A 14,331-nucleotide genomic window follows, 5' to 3' on the forward strand; every position below is an offset into this window, starting at 1 on the left:
TCGGGAACCCAGTTGGCGAGGGAGGCGTCACGTTGCCTCTCGTTAAGGCTGTTCACGATTTCGTGATATCGCAGTGCAATATGAATATTGCATCGCACAATTAACTTTGCCATATAAGCCGTGCCCCGGGCCAATGCGGACGGGGTGAGCCCATAGCTCAGACCAATGAGGATGGAGAGAACCCCATGACCACTGAAACCAATACCGCTTTCGAGGGCTTCAAGGACGCTTTCAAGAACATCCAGAACCTGGAAGTTCCCGAGGCCGCCCGCGAATTCGTCAAGAAGACTGCCAACACTGCCAAGGACCGTGCCGCTGAAGTGTTCGCTGGCTCCGAGCGCGTGACCGCCGCCGTCGAGAACGCGGTGACCGAGTCCGTCACCGAAGCCGGCAAGATCAGCCGCAACATCCAGCAGGCGATCTATGAGGACGCCGAGGCGTTCTTCTCGGGCATCGACAAGCTCGCGTCCGCCAAGTCGGTCAGCGAGGCCGTCGAGATCCAGTCGAGCCTGCTCCGCGCCCGCGGTGAAGTGTTCGTCTCGCGTGCCAAGGCGACCGCCGACTATCTCGGCAAGCTCGCCGCCAACGGCGCGAAGTCCGCTCAGGACAACTTCGCCAAGGTCTACACCAAGACCGCCTGATTAGGCGCCTGAGTAGAAACTGAATTTGAGGCCCGCTTCGGCGGGCCTTTTGTTTTGGTTTGCGTTCCCCGGATGCAGTGCAGCGCGCGCCCGGCGATGCGAAGCATCGTCCAGACCGGCGTGGTGCACTGCTGATCCGGGGGCCATCGCTTGCTGGGTCCCGGCTCTGCGGCGCATCGCTTCGCGCCGCACCGCGTCCGGGACATGCGGAGGTCGGCACGCTAAGTTTGCGTCATGACGATTCAAAGCACCTTCTCCTTCGACACTCCCGGCGATGCCGAACGCGCGGCCGAGCTCCGCCGCGTGAAAGCGCTGGCAACACTGGTGCTGGCCTCGACGCTCGCCCTGTTCATCGTCGCGAAATGGCTGCTGCCCGTGCATCCCGTGTTCGGCTTCATCGCAGCCTTCGCGGAGGCCGCGACCATCGGCGGGCTCGCCGACTGGTATGCGGTGGTGGCGCTGTTCAAGCGGCCGCTCGGCCTGCCGATCCCGCACACCGCGATCATCCAGAGCAACCAGGCCCGCATCGCCGACAAGCTCGGCGAATTCATCCAAGTGCATTTCCTCGAGGCCGGTCCCGTCGAGGCCAAGCTGAAGGAGATCGATTTCGGCTCCTTCGTTGCCGACTGGCTGCGCGACCGCAAGCGCAGCGACGACCTCGCGCGCTTCGCGCTGCGCCTGCTGCCGGAGGCTGTGTCGGCGACTGAGAGCTCGGGCCTGATGACTTTCATCATCCGCCGCATGTCCTCGCAGCTCCAGGCGATCGACCTCGCGCCGCTCGCGGCCGGTACGCTGCGTGGCTTCGTCGCGGAGGGACGGCATCAGATCCTGTTCGACGATCTCCTGCGCGTGATGCACGAGACGCTGAATCAGAAAGAGACGATGGCGATGATCCGCGAGAAGGTGCGCGCGGAGCTGCCGACCTTGCTCAGGCTCTACCGCGCCGACAAGTTTCTGGTGAACAAGATCGTGGCTTCCGCCACCGCCTTCTTCAATGAGGTGCGCAGCGATCCCAAGCATCCGTTCCGCGGCGAATTCGACCGCATGGTGCTGAGCTTCGTCGACCGGCTCGGCACCGATCAAGCCTATATCGACCGTATCGCCGGGCTGAAGCGCGATCTGCTCGCGCGGCCCGAGCTTACCGATCTCGCCCGCACCGTCTGGGCCAACACGCGCTCCTTCATCGAGCGCAGTGCGAGCGGTGAGACGCAGGTGTTGCAGCATCATCTCGCCGGCATGTTCGTCGCGGCAGGCGAAGCGCTCGCCGGCGATGCCGAGCTGCGCGGCGAGATCAACCAGGGCCTGGTGACGGTGCTGCGCAGCTTCGTCGCCGACCAGAAGAGCGGCGTCTCCACCTTCATCTCCGACCAGGTCAAGGCGTGGAATATGACGCAGCTGATTTCGCTGATCGAAATCAACATTGGGCGCGACCTGCAATACATCCGCTTCAACGGGTCGCTGATCGGTGGGCTCGCTGGACTTACGCTCTACGCCGTGGAATTCCTGCTTCGATTGTTGTGACTTTTGCGTCACGGCCGTTAGCATTAACGCGCGGGCCTATTGTCGCCGCGCATCTCTCCCGCTTGAATATCGGGAACCGGCCGCCTAGCTGATTCATGTTGCGCTGCGGAACGTTCAAGAAGCCGGCGTATTGGAATTCATGCCCATTTGCCGGCATTGCTGCCGGCGGCCTCTCAGGTCTTCCCAGGGGAAACATTGATGACCGCAACTGCCCAGACGCTGCGTCCGCCGTCCCGTACCCTGATGTTTCTGGAGGGGCGGGCGATCCACGAGTTCGGCGCATTCCTCGGCGCACTGCCGCTCTTGAGCCTTGCGCCGCGCGGCGATGGGCATCCGGTGCTGGTGCTGCCGGGCCTCGTGGCCTCCGATGCGTCCACGCGCGCGCTGCGCACGTTCCTGACCAGCAAGGGCTACGCGGTGAGCGGCTGGCGCCAGGGCCGCAACTACGGCCTGCGCGACGGCGTGCAGCATGCGATGGTCGACCTGGTGCGGGAGCTCAGCGACACGCATGGCCGCAAGATCAGCCTGGTCGGCTGGAGCCTCGGCGGCCTCTATGCACGCCAGCTCGCCAAGATGATGCCCGAGCGCGTGCGCCAGGTGATCACGCTCGGCAGCCCCTTCGCCGGCGATCCGCGCTCGACCAACGCCTGGCGGGTCTATGAATGGGCCAGCGGCCGCAAGGCCGACGAGGTCGATCCGCGCTTTGGCGGCGAACTCGCCGCCCCGCCGCCGGTGCCGACCACCGCCATCTTCAGCCGCACCGACGGCATCTGTGCCTGGCAAGGCTGCATGGAGAAGATGGGTGCGCAGACCGAGAGCATCGAGATCGAAAGCAGCCATTGCGGCATGGGGCATCATCCGGCAGCCGTCTATGCCGTGGCCGACCGGCTCGCGCAAAAGGAAGGCCAGTGGCGCCCGTTCGATCGCAGCGGCTGGCGCAGCCTCGCCTATCCTGATCCGCATCGGTAGGCTGTTTCTTCGCCTCTCCCCGCATCCGCCTTCGCTCAAGCTTCGGCGGACATGCGCGGGGAGGAGAAGAGCCGTCGTCCCCGTCCATTGTCGTGCCCGCACCAAACGCGCTATGCCTCGCGCATGGCGCATCCGCTCTCCCGCATCATCGACCAGCTCAAGCGCGAACCATCGCGCACCGGCTCCATCGTCATCACCGTGTTCGGCGACGCCATCGTGCCGCGCGGCGGCTCCGTGTGGCTGGGCACGCTGCTGGAATTCTTCGAGAGTCTGGACATCGATAGCGGCGTCGTCCGCACCGCGATGTCGCGGCTTGCTGCCGACGGCTGGCTGACGCGCGAGAAGGTCGGCCGTAACAGTTTCTATCGCTTGGCCGACAAGGGCCACCAGACGTTCGAGGCCGCGACGCGCCACATCTACGATTCGCCGCCGTCCGACTGGACCGGGCGTTTCGAGCTGCTGCTGATCGGCAATGGCGAGGACCGCGACGCCTCGCGCGAGGCGCTGCGCAATGCCGGCTTCGGCAGTCCGCTGCCGGGCGTTTGGGTCGCGCCGTCAGGAGTGCCCGTCCCGGACGAGGCGATGGGCGCCATCCGCCTCGAAGTGTCGGCGGAGGATGACAGCGGCCGCCGCCTGCTCAGCGCGAGCTGGCCGCTGGACCGCACCGCGGACGCTTATCTGAAATTCATGAAGACGTTCGAGCCGCTTCGCGCCGCGATTGCGCGCGGCGCGGATCTGTCCGAGGCCGATGCCTTCACCGCGCGGGTCCTGTTGATCCACTACTATCGCCGCGTCGTGCTGCGCGATCCGCTGCTGCCCGAAAGCCTGTTGCCGGCGGATTGGCCGGGAAGGGCGGCGCGCGCGCTCTGCGGCGAGATCTATCGCGCGCTCCTCGCTCCATCGGAACAATGGCTTGACGAGCATGGAACCAACGAGAAGGGGTCATTGCCGGCGGCCCGGAAGCTGCTGGAACGCAGGTTCGGCGCCTGACTGTTATGTTACAGAAATATCTTGCATGATGTAATTTCTGTTATACATTGTCTCCCAATAGAACGGGAGGATGCGCATGTACACCCAGGCGCTGAACATGGCCGAGACCGACGATCGCGGTCTGGAGGACGCAGGCAAAGCTGCGCAGTTTCAGGCCCGCATCGATGCCGAGGAGCGTATCGAGCCGAACGACTGGATGCCGGCGGCCTATCGCAGGACGCTCACCCGCCAGATCTCCCAGCACGCCCATTCCGAAATCGTCGGCATGCTGCCCGAAGGCAACTGGATCACGCGCGCGCCGACGCTGCGCCGCAAGGCCGCGCTGCTCGCCAAGGTGCAGGACGAATGCGGCCACGGGCTCTATCTTTACGCCGCTGCCGAGACGCTCGGCTCATCGCGCGAGGAGCTGGTCGACGCGATGCTCGCCGGCAAGGCAAAATACTCCTCGATCTTCAACTATCCGACGCTGACCTGGGCTGACATCGGCACGATCGGCTGGCTGGTCGATGGCGCCGCGATCATGAACCAGATCCCGCTCTGCCGTTGCTCCTATGGCCCGTATGCGCGCGCGATGATCCGCGTCTGCAAGGAGGAGTCGTTCCACCAGCGCCAGGGTTACGAGATCATGCTGACGCTGTGCCGCGGCTCGGAGGAGCAGAAGGCGATGGCGCAGGACGCGCTAAACCGCTGGTGGTGGCCGGTGCTGATGATGTTCGGACCGCCGGATGCGACGAGCCAGCACAGCGACACCTCGACGAAGTGGAAGATCAAGCGCTTCTCCAATGACGAGCTGCGCCAGAAGTTCGTCGATGCCACCGTGCCGCAGGCGCAATATATCGGCCTCACCATTCCTGATCCCGGCATGACGCAGGACGCGGATGGGCACTGGCGCTACAGCGAGATCGACTGGACCGAATTCAAGCAGGTGCTCGCCGGCAACGGCCCGTGCAACCGCGACCGCATGGCGGCGCGCCGCAAGGCGCATGACGAGGGCGCCTGGGTGCGCGAGGCGGCAGCCGCTTATGCCGCCAAGCGCGCCCGGCGTCAGACCGCGCAAGCCGCGGAATAGGAGACCAATATGGCCACGCCGAACACGCCGCTGTGGGAAGTCTTCATTCGCAGCCGCAACGGGCTCGCGCACAAGCATGTGGGATCGCTGCATGCGAGCGACGCCACGATGGCGCTACAGGCTGCCCGCGACATCTACACCCGCCGCGGCGAGGGCCTGTCGATCTGGGTCGTTCCGTCGACCGCGATCACCGCGAGTGATCCCGCCGAGAAGGGCATGATGTTCGAGCCGGCGGAGTCGAAGATCTACCGGCACCCGACGTTCTACGAGGTGCCCGAGGAAGTGGGGCACATGTGATGGCTGTCGCCAACATCCAGGTCTCCGAAACGCCGCTGGTGCTTTACGCATTGCGCCGCGCCGACGATGCGCTGATCCTCGGTCACAGGCTGTCGGAATGGTGCGGTCACGCGCCGATGCTGGAAGAGGACATGGCGCTCTCCAACATCGCGCTCGACCTCATCGGCCAGGCGCGGGAGCTCTACAGCTACGCTGCCAAGGTCGAAGGCAAGGACAACGACGAGGACAAGCTCGCGTACCTCCGCGACGTCAGGCAGTACCGCAATCTGCTGCTGGTCGAGCAGCCGAATGGCGATTTCGCCCAGACCTTGGTGCGGCAGTTCTTCTATTCCGCCTTCGCCGATCTCTACTGGCGCGCCATGATGAATTCGCGTGATGCGACGCTGGCGGCGATTGCCGCGAAGTCGGAGAAGGAGAGCGCCTATCATCTGCGCCATGCCTCGGAGTGGATCATCCGGCTCGGCGACGGCACGGACGAAAGCCATGCCCGCGCGCAAGCCGCGATCGATCATCTCTGGGCCTTCACTGGTGAGATGTTTACCGTCGACGACGGCGAACGCGCCCTGATCCATGCCGACATTGTCATCGATCCCGGAAGCGTGCGCGGTCGTTGGCTGACGACGCTCTCGGATGTCACCCGTGAAGCAACGCTCAAGCTACCGCAGAACGATTGGATGCAGCAGGGTGGCCGCGCCGGCCGCCACAGCGAGCATCTCGGCCACCTCCTGTCCGAGCTGCAATCGATGCAGCGCACTTTCCCGGGGCTGACATGGTGACGGTGCTGGAGCGCGATAGCGATCTGCGCCAACGCGCCTGGGATGCGGCGGCGAGCGTGTTCGATCCCGAGATCCCGGTGTTGAGCATTGCCGATCTGGGCGTACTCCGTGATGTCGTTCTCGACGGCGACCATGTCGAAGTCGCGATCACACCGACCTATTCGGGCTGCCCGGCCATGAACATGATCGCGCTCGAAATCGAGATCGCGCTGGAGCGCGCTGGCTTCCGTCAGCCCAAGGTACGAACCGTGCTGTCGCCGGCCTGGACCACGGACTGGATGAGCGAGGAGGGGCGCGAGAAGCTGCGCGCCTACGGCATCGCGCCGCCGCAAGCCTCGAGCTCGCGCCGCTCGCTGTTCGGCGAGCAGGCGGTCGCGTGCCCGCAATGTGGCTCCGACAAGACTGAGCTCCTCTCCGAATTCGGCTCGACCTCCTGCAAGGCGCTGTGGCGCTGCAAGTCCTGCCGCGAACCCTTCGATTACTTCAAGTGTCATTGACCATGTCCGCAGCCGCACCGCGCTTCCATCGCCTTGCCGTCAGCGATCTCCGCCGCGAAGCGGCCGACGCCGTTTCGATGACCTTCGCCATTCCCGGCGAGCTCGCCGGCGATTACGCCTTCACGCCCGGCCAGTACCTCACGCTGCGCACCACGCTCGACGGCGAAGAGGTGCGTCGCTCCTATTCCATCTGCTCCGGCCCTGATGACGGCGAGATCCGCATCGCCGTGAAGAAGGTCGACGGCGGCGCGTTCTCGAATTGGGCGGCGGACGAATTGAAGTGCGGCGACGAGCTCGACGTGATGACGCCGACTGGCCGCTTCGGTGCGATTCCTCAGGCGGACACGGCGCGCGTCCATGTCGGCTTCGCCGCCGGTTCCGGCATCACGCCGATCCTGTCGATCGCGAAGGGCGTGCTCGCGCGCGAGCCGGACAGCCGCTTCTTCCTGTTCTACGGCAACCGCACCACCGACAACATCATGTTCCTCGAAGCGCTCGAGGAGCTGAAGGACCGGTACATCGATCGTCTCTCGATCTTCCACGTCATCTCCGGCGAGGAGCAGGACATCCCGATCCTGCATGGCCGGCTCGACGGCGAGAAGGTGAAGGTGCTGCTCCGCTCGCTGGTGCCGGCGGCAAGCGTCGATCATGTCTTCATCTGCGGTCCCCTTGGCATGAGCGAGGAGATCGAGTCGACCTGCCGCGATCTCGGCATCGGTGACGAGCACATCCATGTCGAGCGCTTCGTCTCCGAATTCGGCGGCAAGCCGCGGCCGAAGATGGCGGTTGCGCCCGACGCGCCGCCAAAGGCGATCGCCTCGCTGATCATCGACGGCAAGCGTCGCGACGTGCCTGTTGCCGAGGATGAAGCGATCCTCGATGCCGCGCTGCGCGCCGGGGTCGATCTACCCTTCGCCTGCAAGGGCGGCATGTGCTCGACCTGCCGCGCCAAGCTGGTCGAGGGCGAGGCGCCGATGGACATCAACTATTCGCTGGAACCGTGGGAGCTCAAGGCCGGCTTCGTCCTGACCTGCCAGGCCAAGCCATCGTCCGAGCGCGTCGTGGTCGATTATGACCATGTCTGATCGGGCGTATCAGGCTCCGACAATGCAAATGCGTCGCATTATTTGACAGTTTTGGTCAACCAGCAGAACATCATGAACAAGCAATTGGCCGGGAGAAGCGCGTGAACGTCAAAGCCGCCCTGTCGCCTGAGGATATTGCCCGCGCCTGCGCCGATGCGATGTGGGCCGAGGACGATGCGTCCAACGGTCTCGGCATGGAGATCGTCGAGATCGGCCCGGGCTTCGCAACGCTCGCCATGACGGTACGGCCGGACATGGTCAACGGCCAGCGCATCGCCCATGGCGGCTTCATCTTCACGCTCGCCGATTCCGCCTTTGCGTTCGCCTGCAACTCGCACAATGAGCGCGTTGTGGCGGCGCAGGGCCAGATCACCTTCATCAAGCCCGGCAGGCTCGGCGACCGCCTCGTAGCAATAGCGCGCGAAGTCACCCGCGGCGGCCGCTCCGGCATCTACGACGTGCGCGTCACCGCGGGCGACGCCGTGATCGCGGAATTCCGCGGGCATTCGCGCGTCATTCCCGGCACGTGGCTGCCGGCACAGGAAAAATAAGAGACCAACAAAGAAAAGAACAGATAATGTGGGGAAACGAGGATGGCTCTGACGAGGCTCAAGGAAGGCGGCAGCACCTATAGCGCCGAGATGGATGCGCATGAGCGCGCCTCGCGCGACGAGATCATGGCATTGCAGAAGCAGCGGCTGGCCCGGTCGCTGCAGCACGCCTACGACAACGTCGCGCATTATCGCAAGGCCTTCGACAAGGCCGGCGTGCATCCGTCCGACTTACGCGAGCTCTCCGATCTCGCAAAATTTCCGTTCACGGTGAAGACGGATCTGCGCGACAACTACCCCTTCAACATGTTCGCCGTGCCGCGCGAGAAGCTGGTACGGGTGCATGCCTCATCCGGCACCACGGGCAAGCCGATCGTGGTCGGCTATACGCAAGCCGACATCGACACCTGGTCGGAAGTGATGGCGCGCTCGATCCGCGCCGCCGGCGGCCGTACCGGCATGATCATTCACAATGCCTACGGTTATGGTCTCTTCACTGGCGGTCTCGGCGTGCACTACGGCGCGGAAAGGCTCGGCTGCACGGTGGTGCCGATCTCCGGCGGCATGACCGAGCGGCAGGTGCAGCTCATCAACGATTTCCGGCCCGATATCATCACGGTGACGCCGAGCTACATGCTGGCGATCCTCGACGAGTTCAAGCGGCAGAAGCTGGATCCTCGCCAGTGCTCGCTCAAGGTCGGCATCTTCGGCGCCGAGCCCTGGACCAATGCGATGCGCGCCGAGATCGAGGACGCCTTCGACATGGACGCGACCGATATCTATGGCCTGTCCGAGGTGATCGGCCCCGGCGTCGCGCAGGAGTGCATCGAGACCAAGGACGGGCTGCACATCTGGGAGGATCATTTCTACCCCGAAGTGATCGATCCCGAGACCGGTGCGGTGTTGCCGGATGGCGAGAAGGGCGAGCTGGTGTTCACCTCGCTGACCAAGGAAGCCTTTCCGGTGATCCGCTATCGCACCCGCGACCTGACGCGGCTGCTGCCGGGTACGGCGCGGCCGGGCATGCGGCGGATGGAGAAGGTGACGGGACGCTCGGACGACATGATCATCCTGCGCGGCGTCAACCTGTTCCCGACCCAGATCGAGGAGGTGCTGCTCACCACCGACTGGTGCGGCGGCCACTTCATTCTGGAATTGACCCGGGAGGGCCGCATGGACGAGCTGACCATCATCGCCGAGGCGCGGCCCGAAAGCTGGGACGGCCGCGGGCTCGTCGATCATGCGAGCCGGATCGCGACCCACATCAAGAACACGATTGGCGTCAGCTCCAGGGTGCAGGTGGTTGCGCCCGCCACGCTGGAGCGCTCCCTCGGCAAGGCCAAGCGGCTGTACGACAAGCGGCCCAAGGACTGACTTGACGGATTGACTTGACCGCCCCCAGAGGCGACAAGGCCCGCGAGAAATCGTGGGTCTTTTCATGTCGCCAGCCGATGCCAAAACCGTCGAAGCGCGCTGTGTGCGCCTCAACGCCAAAGCGGAAAACGCCGCTGCGCTTGCGCCAGTCGTCGAGCGCCGGACACTCACGCGCGGGCCGAACGATCTCCTGATCGAGGTGAAGGCTGCCGCCGTCAATCCGTCCGACGTCAAAGCTGCGACCGGGCTGATGCCCTATGCCGTGTTCCCCCGGACCCCCGGCCGCGACTACGCCGGCGTGGTAGTCGACGGACCCGCCGGCACAATGGGGCGCGAAGTGTTCGGCTCCTCCGGCGATCTCGGCATCCGCCGTGACGGCACCCATGCGAGCCATCTCGTGGTCGAAGCCGATGCGGTCGTGGAGAAGCCGAAGACCGTGTCCTGGGAGGAGGCCGCCGGCATCGGCGTGCCCTTCGTCACCGCGATGGAAGGCTTTCGCCGCGCCGGCATACCAAAGGCCGGCGAGACCGTGCTGGTGTTCGGCGTCAACGGCAAGGTCGGCCAGGCCGCGGTGCAGATCGCGACCTGGCAGGGCGCGCGCGTGATCGGCGTGGTGCGCAAGGCGGAAGCCTATGAAGGCCATGCCAACGCGCCCATCGAGGTGATCGACGCCTCCGCGACCGACGTGGCCGCGCGCGTGCGCGAATTGGTCGGCGGCAAAGGCGCCGACATCGTCTTCAACACGGTCGGCGATCCCTATTTCCAGGCCGCGCACAAATCGCTTGCGCTTCGCGGCCGCCAGATCCTGATCGCCGCGATCGAGCGGATCGTGCAGTTCAACATCCTCGAATTCTATCGCGGCCAGCACACTTATGTCGGCATCGACACGCTCGGACTGTCGTCGGCCGCGACGGGCGCGGTGCTGCGCGACCTCGGCCCCGGCTTTGCCAGCGGCCATCTGAAGCCGTTCCCGATCAAGGCGAATGCGATCTATCCGCTGGAGCGCGCGAAGGAGGCGTATGTTGCGGTCGCCGGCTCGTCGCGTGACCGGGTGATGCTGAAGCCGTAACGATGGAGTCCTCCACCCAGCTCGTCATTCTTGCCGGCCTCGTCATTGGGCTCACTTACGGCGCCGTTGGCCTGCTCAGCGGTTTCTGTCTGATGAGCAGCATGCGCGGGTTTCTGGCGGAGGGCGACGGGCGGCTGGTGCGAACCTACGCGCTGGCAATCGCTGTTGCGATCGCGGCGAGCCAGTTCCTCGCCGCTAGCGGCATGGTCGATCTCGGCAAGTCGATCTACCTGCAACAATCCTTCTCCGCCCCAGTGCTGTTCCTCGGCGGCCTGCTGTTTGGCTACGGCATGGTGCTGTCGAACGGCTGCGGCTCGCGGGCGCTGGTGTTGCTCGGCCGCGGCAATCTCCGCTCCTTCGTCGTCGTGATCGTGCTTGCGATTGCCGCGCAGATGACGCTGAAGGGCCTGATCGCAGCGGCGCGCATTACGCTGGTCCAGGCTTCGCAAACCACGGTCAAAGCGAATTCGCTGCCGTCCGTGCTGGCTACGCTCGGTCTTACGGAGCTGCCTGCGCGCGCGCTGGCTACTGCGGCGATTGTCTTCGCGCTGATCCTGTTTGCCTTCGCGCATCCTGGGTTTCGTCGCTCGCCGGGTCAGATCGCTGCGGGAATCCTCGTCGGTCTCCTCGTCGCCGGCGGCTGGTACGTCACAGGCTATCTAGGCGCCGACGACTTCAATCCCGTCCCCGTGACCTCGCTCACCTTCATCGCGCCGATCGCGGATGCCCTGCAATACGCCATGCTCTCGACCGGGCTGACGCTCAACTTCGGCATCGCCACGGTTGCCGGCGTCTTCGCCGGCAGTCTGGTCACCGCGCTCGCAACGGGCCGCTTCAAGCTCGAAGGCTATTCATCGCCACGCCATATGCTGCGGTCGGGCACGGGTGCCGCGTTGATGGGGATCGGCGGCGTGATGGCGTTCGGCTGCTCGATCGGGCAGGGGCTCACCGGCGTCTCGACCCTCGGGCTGGGTTCATTCGTCGCAGTTGCCGGCATCCTGCTCGGCACCGCGGCGGGCCTGCGCGGAAGGTTGCGGGTTCAGCCACTCGCGGTGGCCTGACTGCGCAACAGCCGGTCGCCCAGCGTCGCAAGACCGACGCCAGTGACGATCAGTCCGGCCGCGACGGCGAGGCTCATGTCGATGGGCTCGCCGAGCAGGATCGCGGCGCTGGCAATGCCGACGAGCGGTGTGCCGGTGGTCCCGAGCGACGTCGTCAGTGCAGAGATGCTCTTGTTGACCATCGACATTGCCCAATAGGCCAGCGCCGTCCCGATCAGGCCCGAATACGGGAAGAGCGACACAAGCCTCGATGACCACTCGACTTGCGGCGGCCCGTCGATGATCATCGCCAGCGTCGTAAGCACGGCCGTGGCCACGAGCACCTGCCAGAGCAGGAGCTGGAGCGGGGATGCGATCCAGCGGTGCGCGCGGATATAGATGATGTTGGCGGCCCAGGAGATCGCGGCGAGGATGACCATGCCGGCGCCGAGCAGGACTCCTGCATTGGTCCAGTCGATCGAGGACGGATTCAGGATGACGGCAAGCCCGATCAATCCAAGCAGAGCGCCGGCGAGCTTTGGCGCGGTCAGCGTATCCTTCCCCAGCAAGGGCGCGGCGATCGCGACCCAGAGCGGCGTGGTGTAGCCGAGCACGATGGCCTTGCTCGCGGGCAGGAAGCGCACACCGGCAGCAACCAGGACCGAGAACACCGTCATGTGCAGCAGCGCCACGCTCAGGACCACAGGAAGGTCGCGGCGCTCCGGGATCACCAGATTCCTGCTCAGTCCGAGGATCACGAACAATCCGGCCAGCGCGATCCAACTCCGGATCGCTGACGTCCAGAGCGGCGAAAGAAACTGGACGAGCTGCTTCGTCACCGACCAGTTCACGCCCCAGGCCAGCACGACGATGAGGAACAGGCCGATGGCGGCACGGGGGGACAGGGTGTTCATCGGAGGTCCTTGAAGCAATCCGGCTCGGCGGATAGCATCTCGCCTGGCACCTGAAAAAGTGCCAGATTGGAGAAGAATAAGGTGCCAGTTTCAGAAGCCATGATCGCGGGCCTTATCGAGCTGAAATGGGCCGACGGGGAGGGCTTGGCGACACAGCTGACGGGTCAGCTGCGAAGCCTGATTGCGAGCGGTCGCCTCGGCAAGGGCCGTGCGCTGCCGTCGAGCCGCCGGCTCGCGAGCGACCTCGGCGTGTCCCGCAACACCGTCACCTACGCGTTCGAGCAGCTCGCCGCGGAAGGGTATCTGGCAGCGTCGCCCGGGCGGCGTCCGGTGGTGGCGATCGACGGCGGCGAACGCATCGAAGGGGCGCGCGCAGTCGGGTCGAGTCCGGGCTCCGCCAGGCCGCGGCTCTCGCCCTGGGCCTCAAAGCTCCAGCAGACGGACTGGCCGATGTCCTATCAGGCGCCACTCAAGCCGTTGCGCCCGGGGCATGGCGACGCCAGGGAGTTTCCGAACGAGATCTGGGGACGTTGCTTGCGCCGTAGCGCCGTAGGGGCAGCCAGGCGCGAGCTCGGACAGGTCAGCCGGCCGCGCTTGCGTGAGGCGCTGGCGCATTACCTCGCCGCCAGCAGGGGCGTTCGCGCGAGCGCGGAGCAGATCATGATCCTGCCGAGCGCGCAGGCTGCGCTGACCTTGATCGCGGCGGCCGTTATCACGCCCGGCGACGACGTTTGGGTCGAGGATCCCGGTTATCCCGGTGCCGCGGCCGCCTTCCGGGCCTCCGGGGCGCGCGTGATCGGTGTCGGTCTGGATGAGCAGGGCATGCAACGGATGCCGGATCTTGCGACGCCAAAGCTGCTCTTCATGACGCCATCGCATCAGCATCCGACCGGGCGGCTGATGTCGCTGGCACGCCGCACCGAGTTTCTCAGCCTGAGCAGGCCCGGCAAGACCTGGATCGTCGAGGACGACTACGATGGCGAATTCCACTACGACAGCCGGCCGGTGCCGGCCTTGCAGGGCCTCGATGCCCATGGTCGCGTGTTCTATGTCGGCACCTTCTCGAAGGCGATGACGTCGGACATCCGACTCGGCTATCTCGTAGCGCCGCAGGTGCTGGTTCGCACTCTGGAGATCGCACAGCGGCATATCGGACTGATCGCGTCCAGCCACATCCAGGAGGCACTCGCCGAATTCATCGCCGATGGGCACTTCCTGGCGCATCTGCGCCGGGTTCGTCGGCTCTATCACGCGCGCCGCGATCATCTCGTCGCGGGGCTGGAGCGTCATCTCGGCGAGGTGCTCTCGGCCGAGGTGCCCTCGGGCGGCATCCAGCTTGTGGCGCGCCTCAAGCGCGGTCGCGCCGATCAGGCTGCGGTGAAGCGGCTCGTTGAGGCGGGCGTTGTCACGCGAGCCATATCCGGCCTGGCGCTCGGCAAGCCGCGCGATCACGGCCTGCTGCTCGGCTTTGCGGCCTGGCGCGAGAGCGAGATCAGCGCGGCCGTGCGGACGATGGCATCGTGCTTCTAGCGCACCGC

At 65.4% G+C, this 14,331-nt stretch carries 15 protein-coding genes; 14 read left to right on the forward strand and 1 reads right to left on the reverse strand.

Annotation, left to right across the window (positions count from 1 at the left end; genetic code table 11):
- Positions 1-185: 185 nt before the first annotated feature.
- From CVM73_RS00515 to CVM73_RS00575, 13 genes are all read left to right on the forward strand, one after another.
- Positions 186-641: a phasin gene (locus CVM73_RS00515; RefSeq protein ID WP_027558579.1), complete on the forward strand. Its 456-nt coding sequence runs from the start codon at positions 186-188 to the stop codon at positions 639-641.
- 234 nt (positions 642-875) lie between these two features.
- Positions 876-2,162: a DUF445 domain-containing protein gene (locus tag CVM73_RS00520; RefSeq protein WP_100230069.1), complete on the forward strand. Its 1,287-nt coding sequence runs from the start codon at positions 876-878 to the stop codon at positions 2,160-2,162.
- A gap of 198 nt (positions 2,163-2,360) precedes the next feature.
- Positions 2,361-3,131 carry an esterase/lipase family protein gene (locus CVM73_RS00525; protein ID WP_100230070.1) on the forward strand — a complete coding sequence of 257 codons (771 nt, stop codon included), beginning with the start codon at positions 2,361-2,363 and terminating at the stop codon, positions 3,129-3,131.
- Positions 3,132-3,254: 123 nt separating this feature from the next.
- Entirely contained in the window at positions 3,255-4,121 is an 867-nt protein-coding gene (paaX, locus tag CVM73_RS00530; protein ID WP_100230071.1) for a phenylacetic acid degradation operon negative regulatory protein PaaX, read from the forward strand.
- Between the two features lie 76 nt (positions 4,122-4,197).
- Positions 4,198-5,190, forward strand: coding sequence for a 1,2-phenylacetyl-CoA epoxidase subunit PaaA (gene paaA / locus CVM73_RS00535; RefSeq protein ID WP_167406535.1), 993 nt, complete (start codon positions 4,198-4,200; stop codon positions 5,188-5,190).
- A gap of 9 nt (positions 5,191-5,199) precedes the next feature.
- Complete coding sequence (paaB, locus tag CVM73_RS00540) at positions 5,200-5,487, forward strand: 1,2-phenylacetyl-CoA epoxidase subunit PaaB (RefSeq protein WP_008136594.1); 288 nt, start codon at positions 5,200-5,202, stop codon at positions 5,485-5,487.
- Positions 5,487-6,263 (forward strand): 1,2-phenylacetyl-CoA epoxidase subunit PaaC, encoded by a 777-nt coding sequence (paaC, locus tag CVM73_RS00545; RefSeq protein ID WP_167406536.1) that lies wholly within the window; start codon positions 5,487-5,489, stop codon positions 6,261-6,263. Before paaB ends, paaC begins: the two co-directional genes overlap by 1 nt.
- Complete coding sequence (gene paaD, locus CVM73_RS00550; protein ID WP_100230074.1) at positions 6,257-6,760, forward strand: 1,2-phenylacetyl-CoA epoxidase subunit PaaD; 504 nt, start codon at positions 6,257-6,259, stop codon at positions 6,758-6,760. The genes paaC and paaD overlap by 7 nt, the downstream gene beginning before the upstream one ends.
- 2 nt (positions 6,761-6,762) lie before the next feature.
- Entirely contained in the window at positions 6,763-7,845 is a 1,083-nt protein-coding gene (gene paaE / locus CVM73_RS00555; RefSeq protein WP_100230075.1) for a 1,2-phenylacetyl-CoA epoxidase subunit PaaE, read from the forward strand.
- 101 nt (positions 7,846-7,946) lie between these two features.
- Entirely contained in the window at positions 7,947-8,396 is a 450-nt protein-coding gene (gene paaI / locus CVM73_RS00560; protein ID WP_100230076.1) for a hydroxyphenylacetyl-CoA thioesterase PaaI, read from the forward strand.
- A 42-nt stretch (positions 8,397-8,438) separates the two neighbouring features.
- Positions 8,439-9,770, forward strand: coding sequence for a phenylacetate--CoA ligase PaaK (paaK, locus tag CVM73_RS00565; RefSeq protein ID WP_100230077.1), 1,332 nt, complete (start codon positions 8,439-8,441; stop codon positions 9,768-9,770).
- Positions 9,771-9,834: 64 nt separating this feature from the next.
- The gene (locus CVM73_RS00570) at positions 9,835-10,839 is read left to right on the forward strand and encodes a quinone oxidoreductase family protein (RefSeq protein WP_100230078.1); all 1,005 of its coding nucleotides are present in this window, start codon (positions 9,835-9,837) and stop codon (positions 10,837-10,839) included.
- A gap of 2 nt (positions 10,840-10,841) precedes the next feature.
- A complete protein-coding gene (locus CVM73_RS00575; RefSeq protein ID WP_100230079.1) occupies positions 10,842-11,900 on the forward strand; it encodes a YeeE/YedE family protein in 1,059 nt (352 codons plus the stop codon).
- On the opposite strand, the gene CVM73_RS00580 is transcribed toward CVM73_RS00575, so the two are convergent.
- The gene (locus CVM73_RS00580; protein WP_100230080.1) at positions 11,879-12,793 is read right to left on the reverse strand and encodes a DMT family transporter; all 915 of its coding nucleotides are present in this window, start codon (positions 12,791-12,793) and stop codon (positions 11,879-11,881) included. The genes CVM73_RS00575 and CVM73_RS00580 overlap by 22 nt on opposite strands.
- Before the next feature lie 99 nt (positions 12,794-12,892).
- On the opposite strand from CVM73_RS00580, the gene pdxR reads away from it, so the two are divergent.
- Positions 12,893-14,323 carry a MocR-like pyridoxine biosynthesis transcription factor PdxR gene (gene pdxR, locus CVM73_RS00585; RefSeq protein ID WP_208639159.1) on the forward strand — a complete coding sequence of 477 codons (1,431 nt, stop codon included), beginning with the start codon at positions 12,893-12,895 and terminating at the stop codon, positions 14,321-14,323.
- Positions 14,324-14,331 lie beyond the last annotated feature (8 nt).

The sequence above is a fragment of the Bradyrhizobium forestalis genome, assembly GCF_002795245.1.
GTDB classification, from domain to species: domain Bacteria; phylum Pseudomonadota; class Alphaproteobacteria; order Rhizobiales; family Xanthobacteraceae; genus Bradyrhizobium; species Bradyrhizobium forestalis.

Bases quoted from the DNA above. Each gene is read 5' to 3' on its own strand.
- paaD (WP_100230074.1), top strand. From the start codon at position 6,257: ATGGTGACGGTGCTGGAGCGCGATAGCGATCTGCGCCAACGCGCCTGG.
- pdxR (WP_208639159.1), top strand. From the start codon at position 12,893: ATGATCGCGGGCCTTATCGAGCTGAAATGGGCCGACGGGGAGGGCTTG.
- CVM73_RS00570 (WP_100230078.1), top strand. From the start codon at position 9,835: ATGTCGCCAGCCGATGCCAAAACCGTCGAAGCGCGCTGTGTGCGCCTC.
- CVM73_RS00580 (WP_100230080.1), bottom strand. From the start codon at position 12,793: ATGAACACCCTGTCCCCCCGTGCCGCCATCGGCCTGTTCCTCATCGTC.
- CVM73_RS00525 (WP_100230070.1), top strand. From the start codon at position 2,361: ATGACCGCAACTGCCCAGACGCTGCGTCCGCCGTCCCGTACCCTGATG.
- CVM73_RS00520 (WP_100230069.1), top strand. From the start codon at position 876: ATGACGATTCAAAGCACCTTCTCCTTCGACACTCCCGGCGATGCCGAA.
- paaA (WP_167406535.1), top strand. From the start codon at position 4,198: ATGTACACCCAGGCGCTGAACATGGCCGAGACCGACGATCGCGGTCTG.
- CVM73_RS00515 (WP_027558579.1), top strand. From the start codon at position 186: ATGACCACTGAAACCAATACCGCTTTCGAGGGCTTCAAGGACGCTTTC.
- paaX (WP_100230071.1), top strand. From the start codon at position 3,255: ATGGCGCATCCGCTCTCCCGCATCATCGACCAGCTCAAGCGCGAACCA.
- paaC (WP_167406536.1), top strand. From the start codon at position 5,487: ATGGCTGTCGCCAACATCCAGGTCTCCGAAACGCCGCTGGTGCTTTAC.
- paaE (WP_100230075.1), top strand. From the start codon at position 6,763: ATGTCCGCAGCCGCACCGCGCTTCCATCGCCTTGCCGTCAGCGATCTC.
- paaK (WP_100230077.1), top strand. From the start codon at position 8,439: ATGGCTCTGACGAGGCTCAAGGAAGGCGGCAGCACCTATAGCGCCGAG.
- CVM73_RS00575 (WP_100230079.1), top strand. From the start codon at position 10,842: ATGGAGTCCTCCACCCAGCTCGTCATTCTTGCCGGCCTCGTCATTGGG.
- paaB (WP_008136594.1), top strand. From the start codon at position 5,200: ATGGCCACGCCGAACACGCCGCTGTGGGAAGTCTTCATTCGCAGCCGC.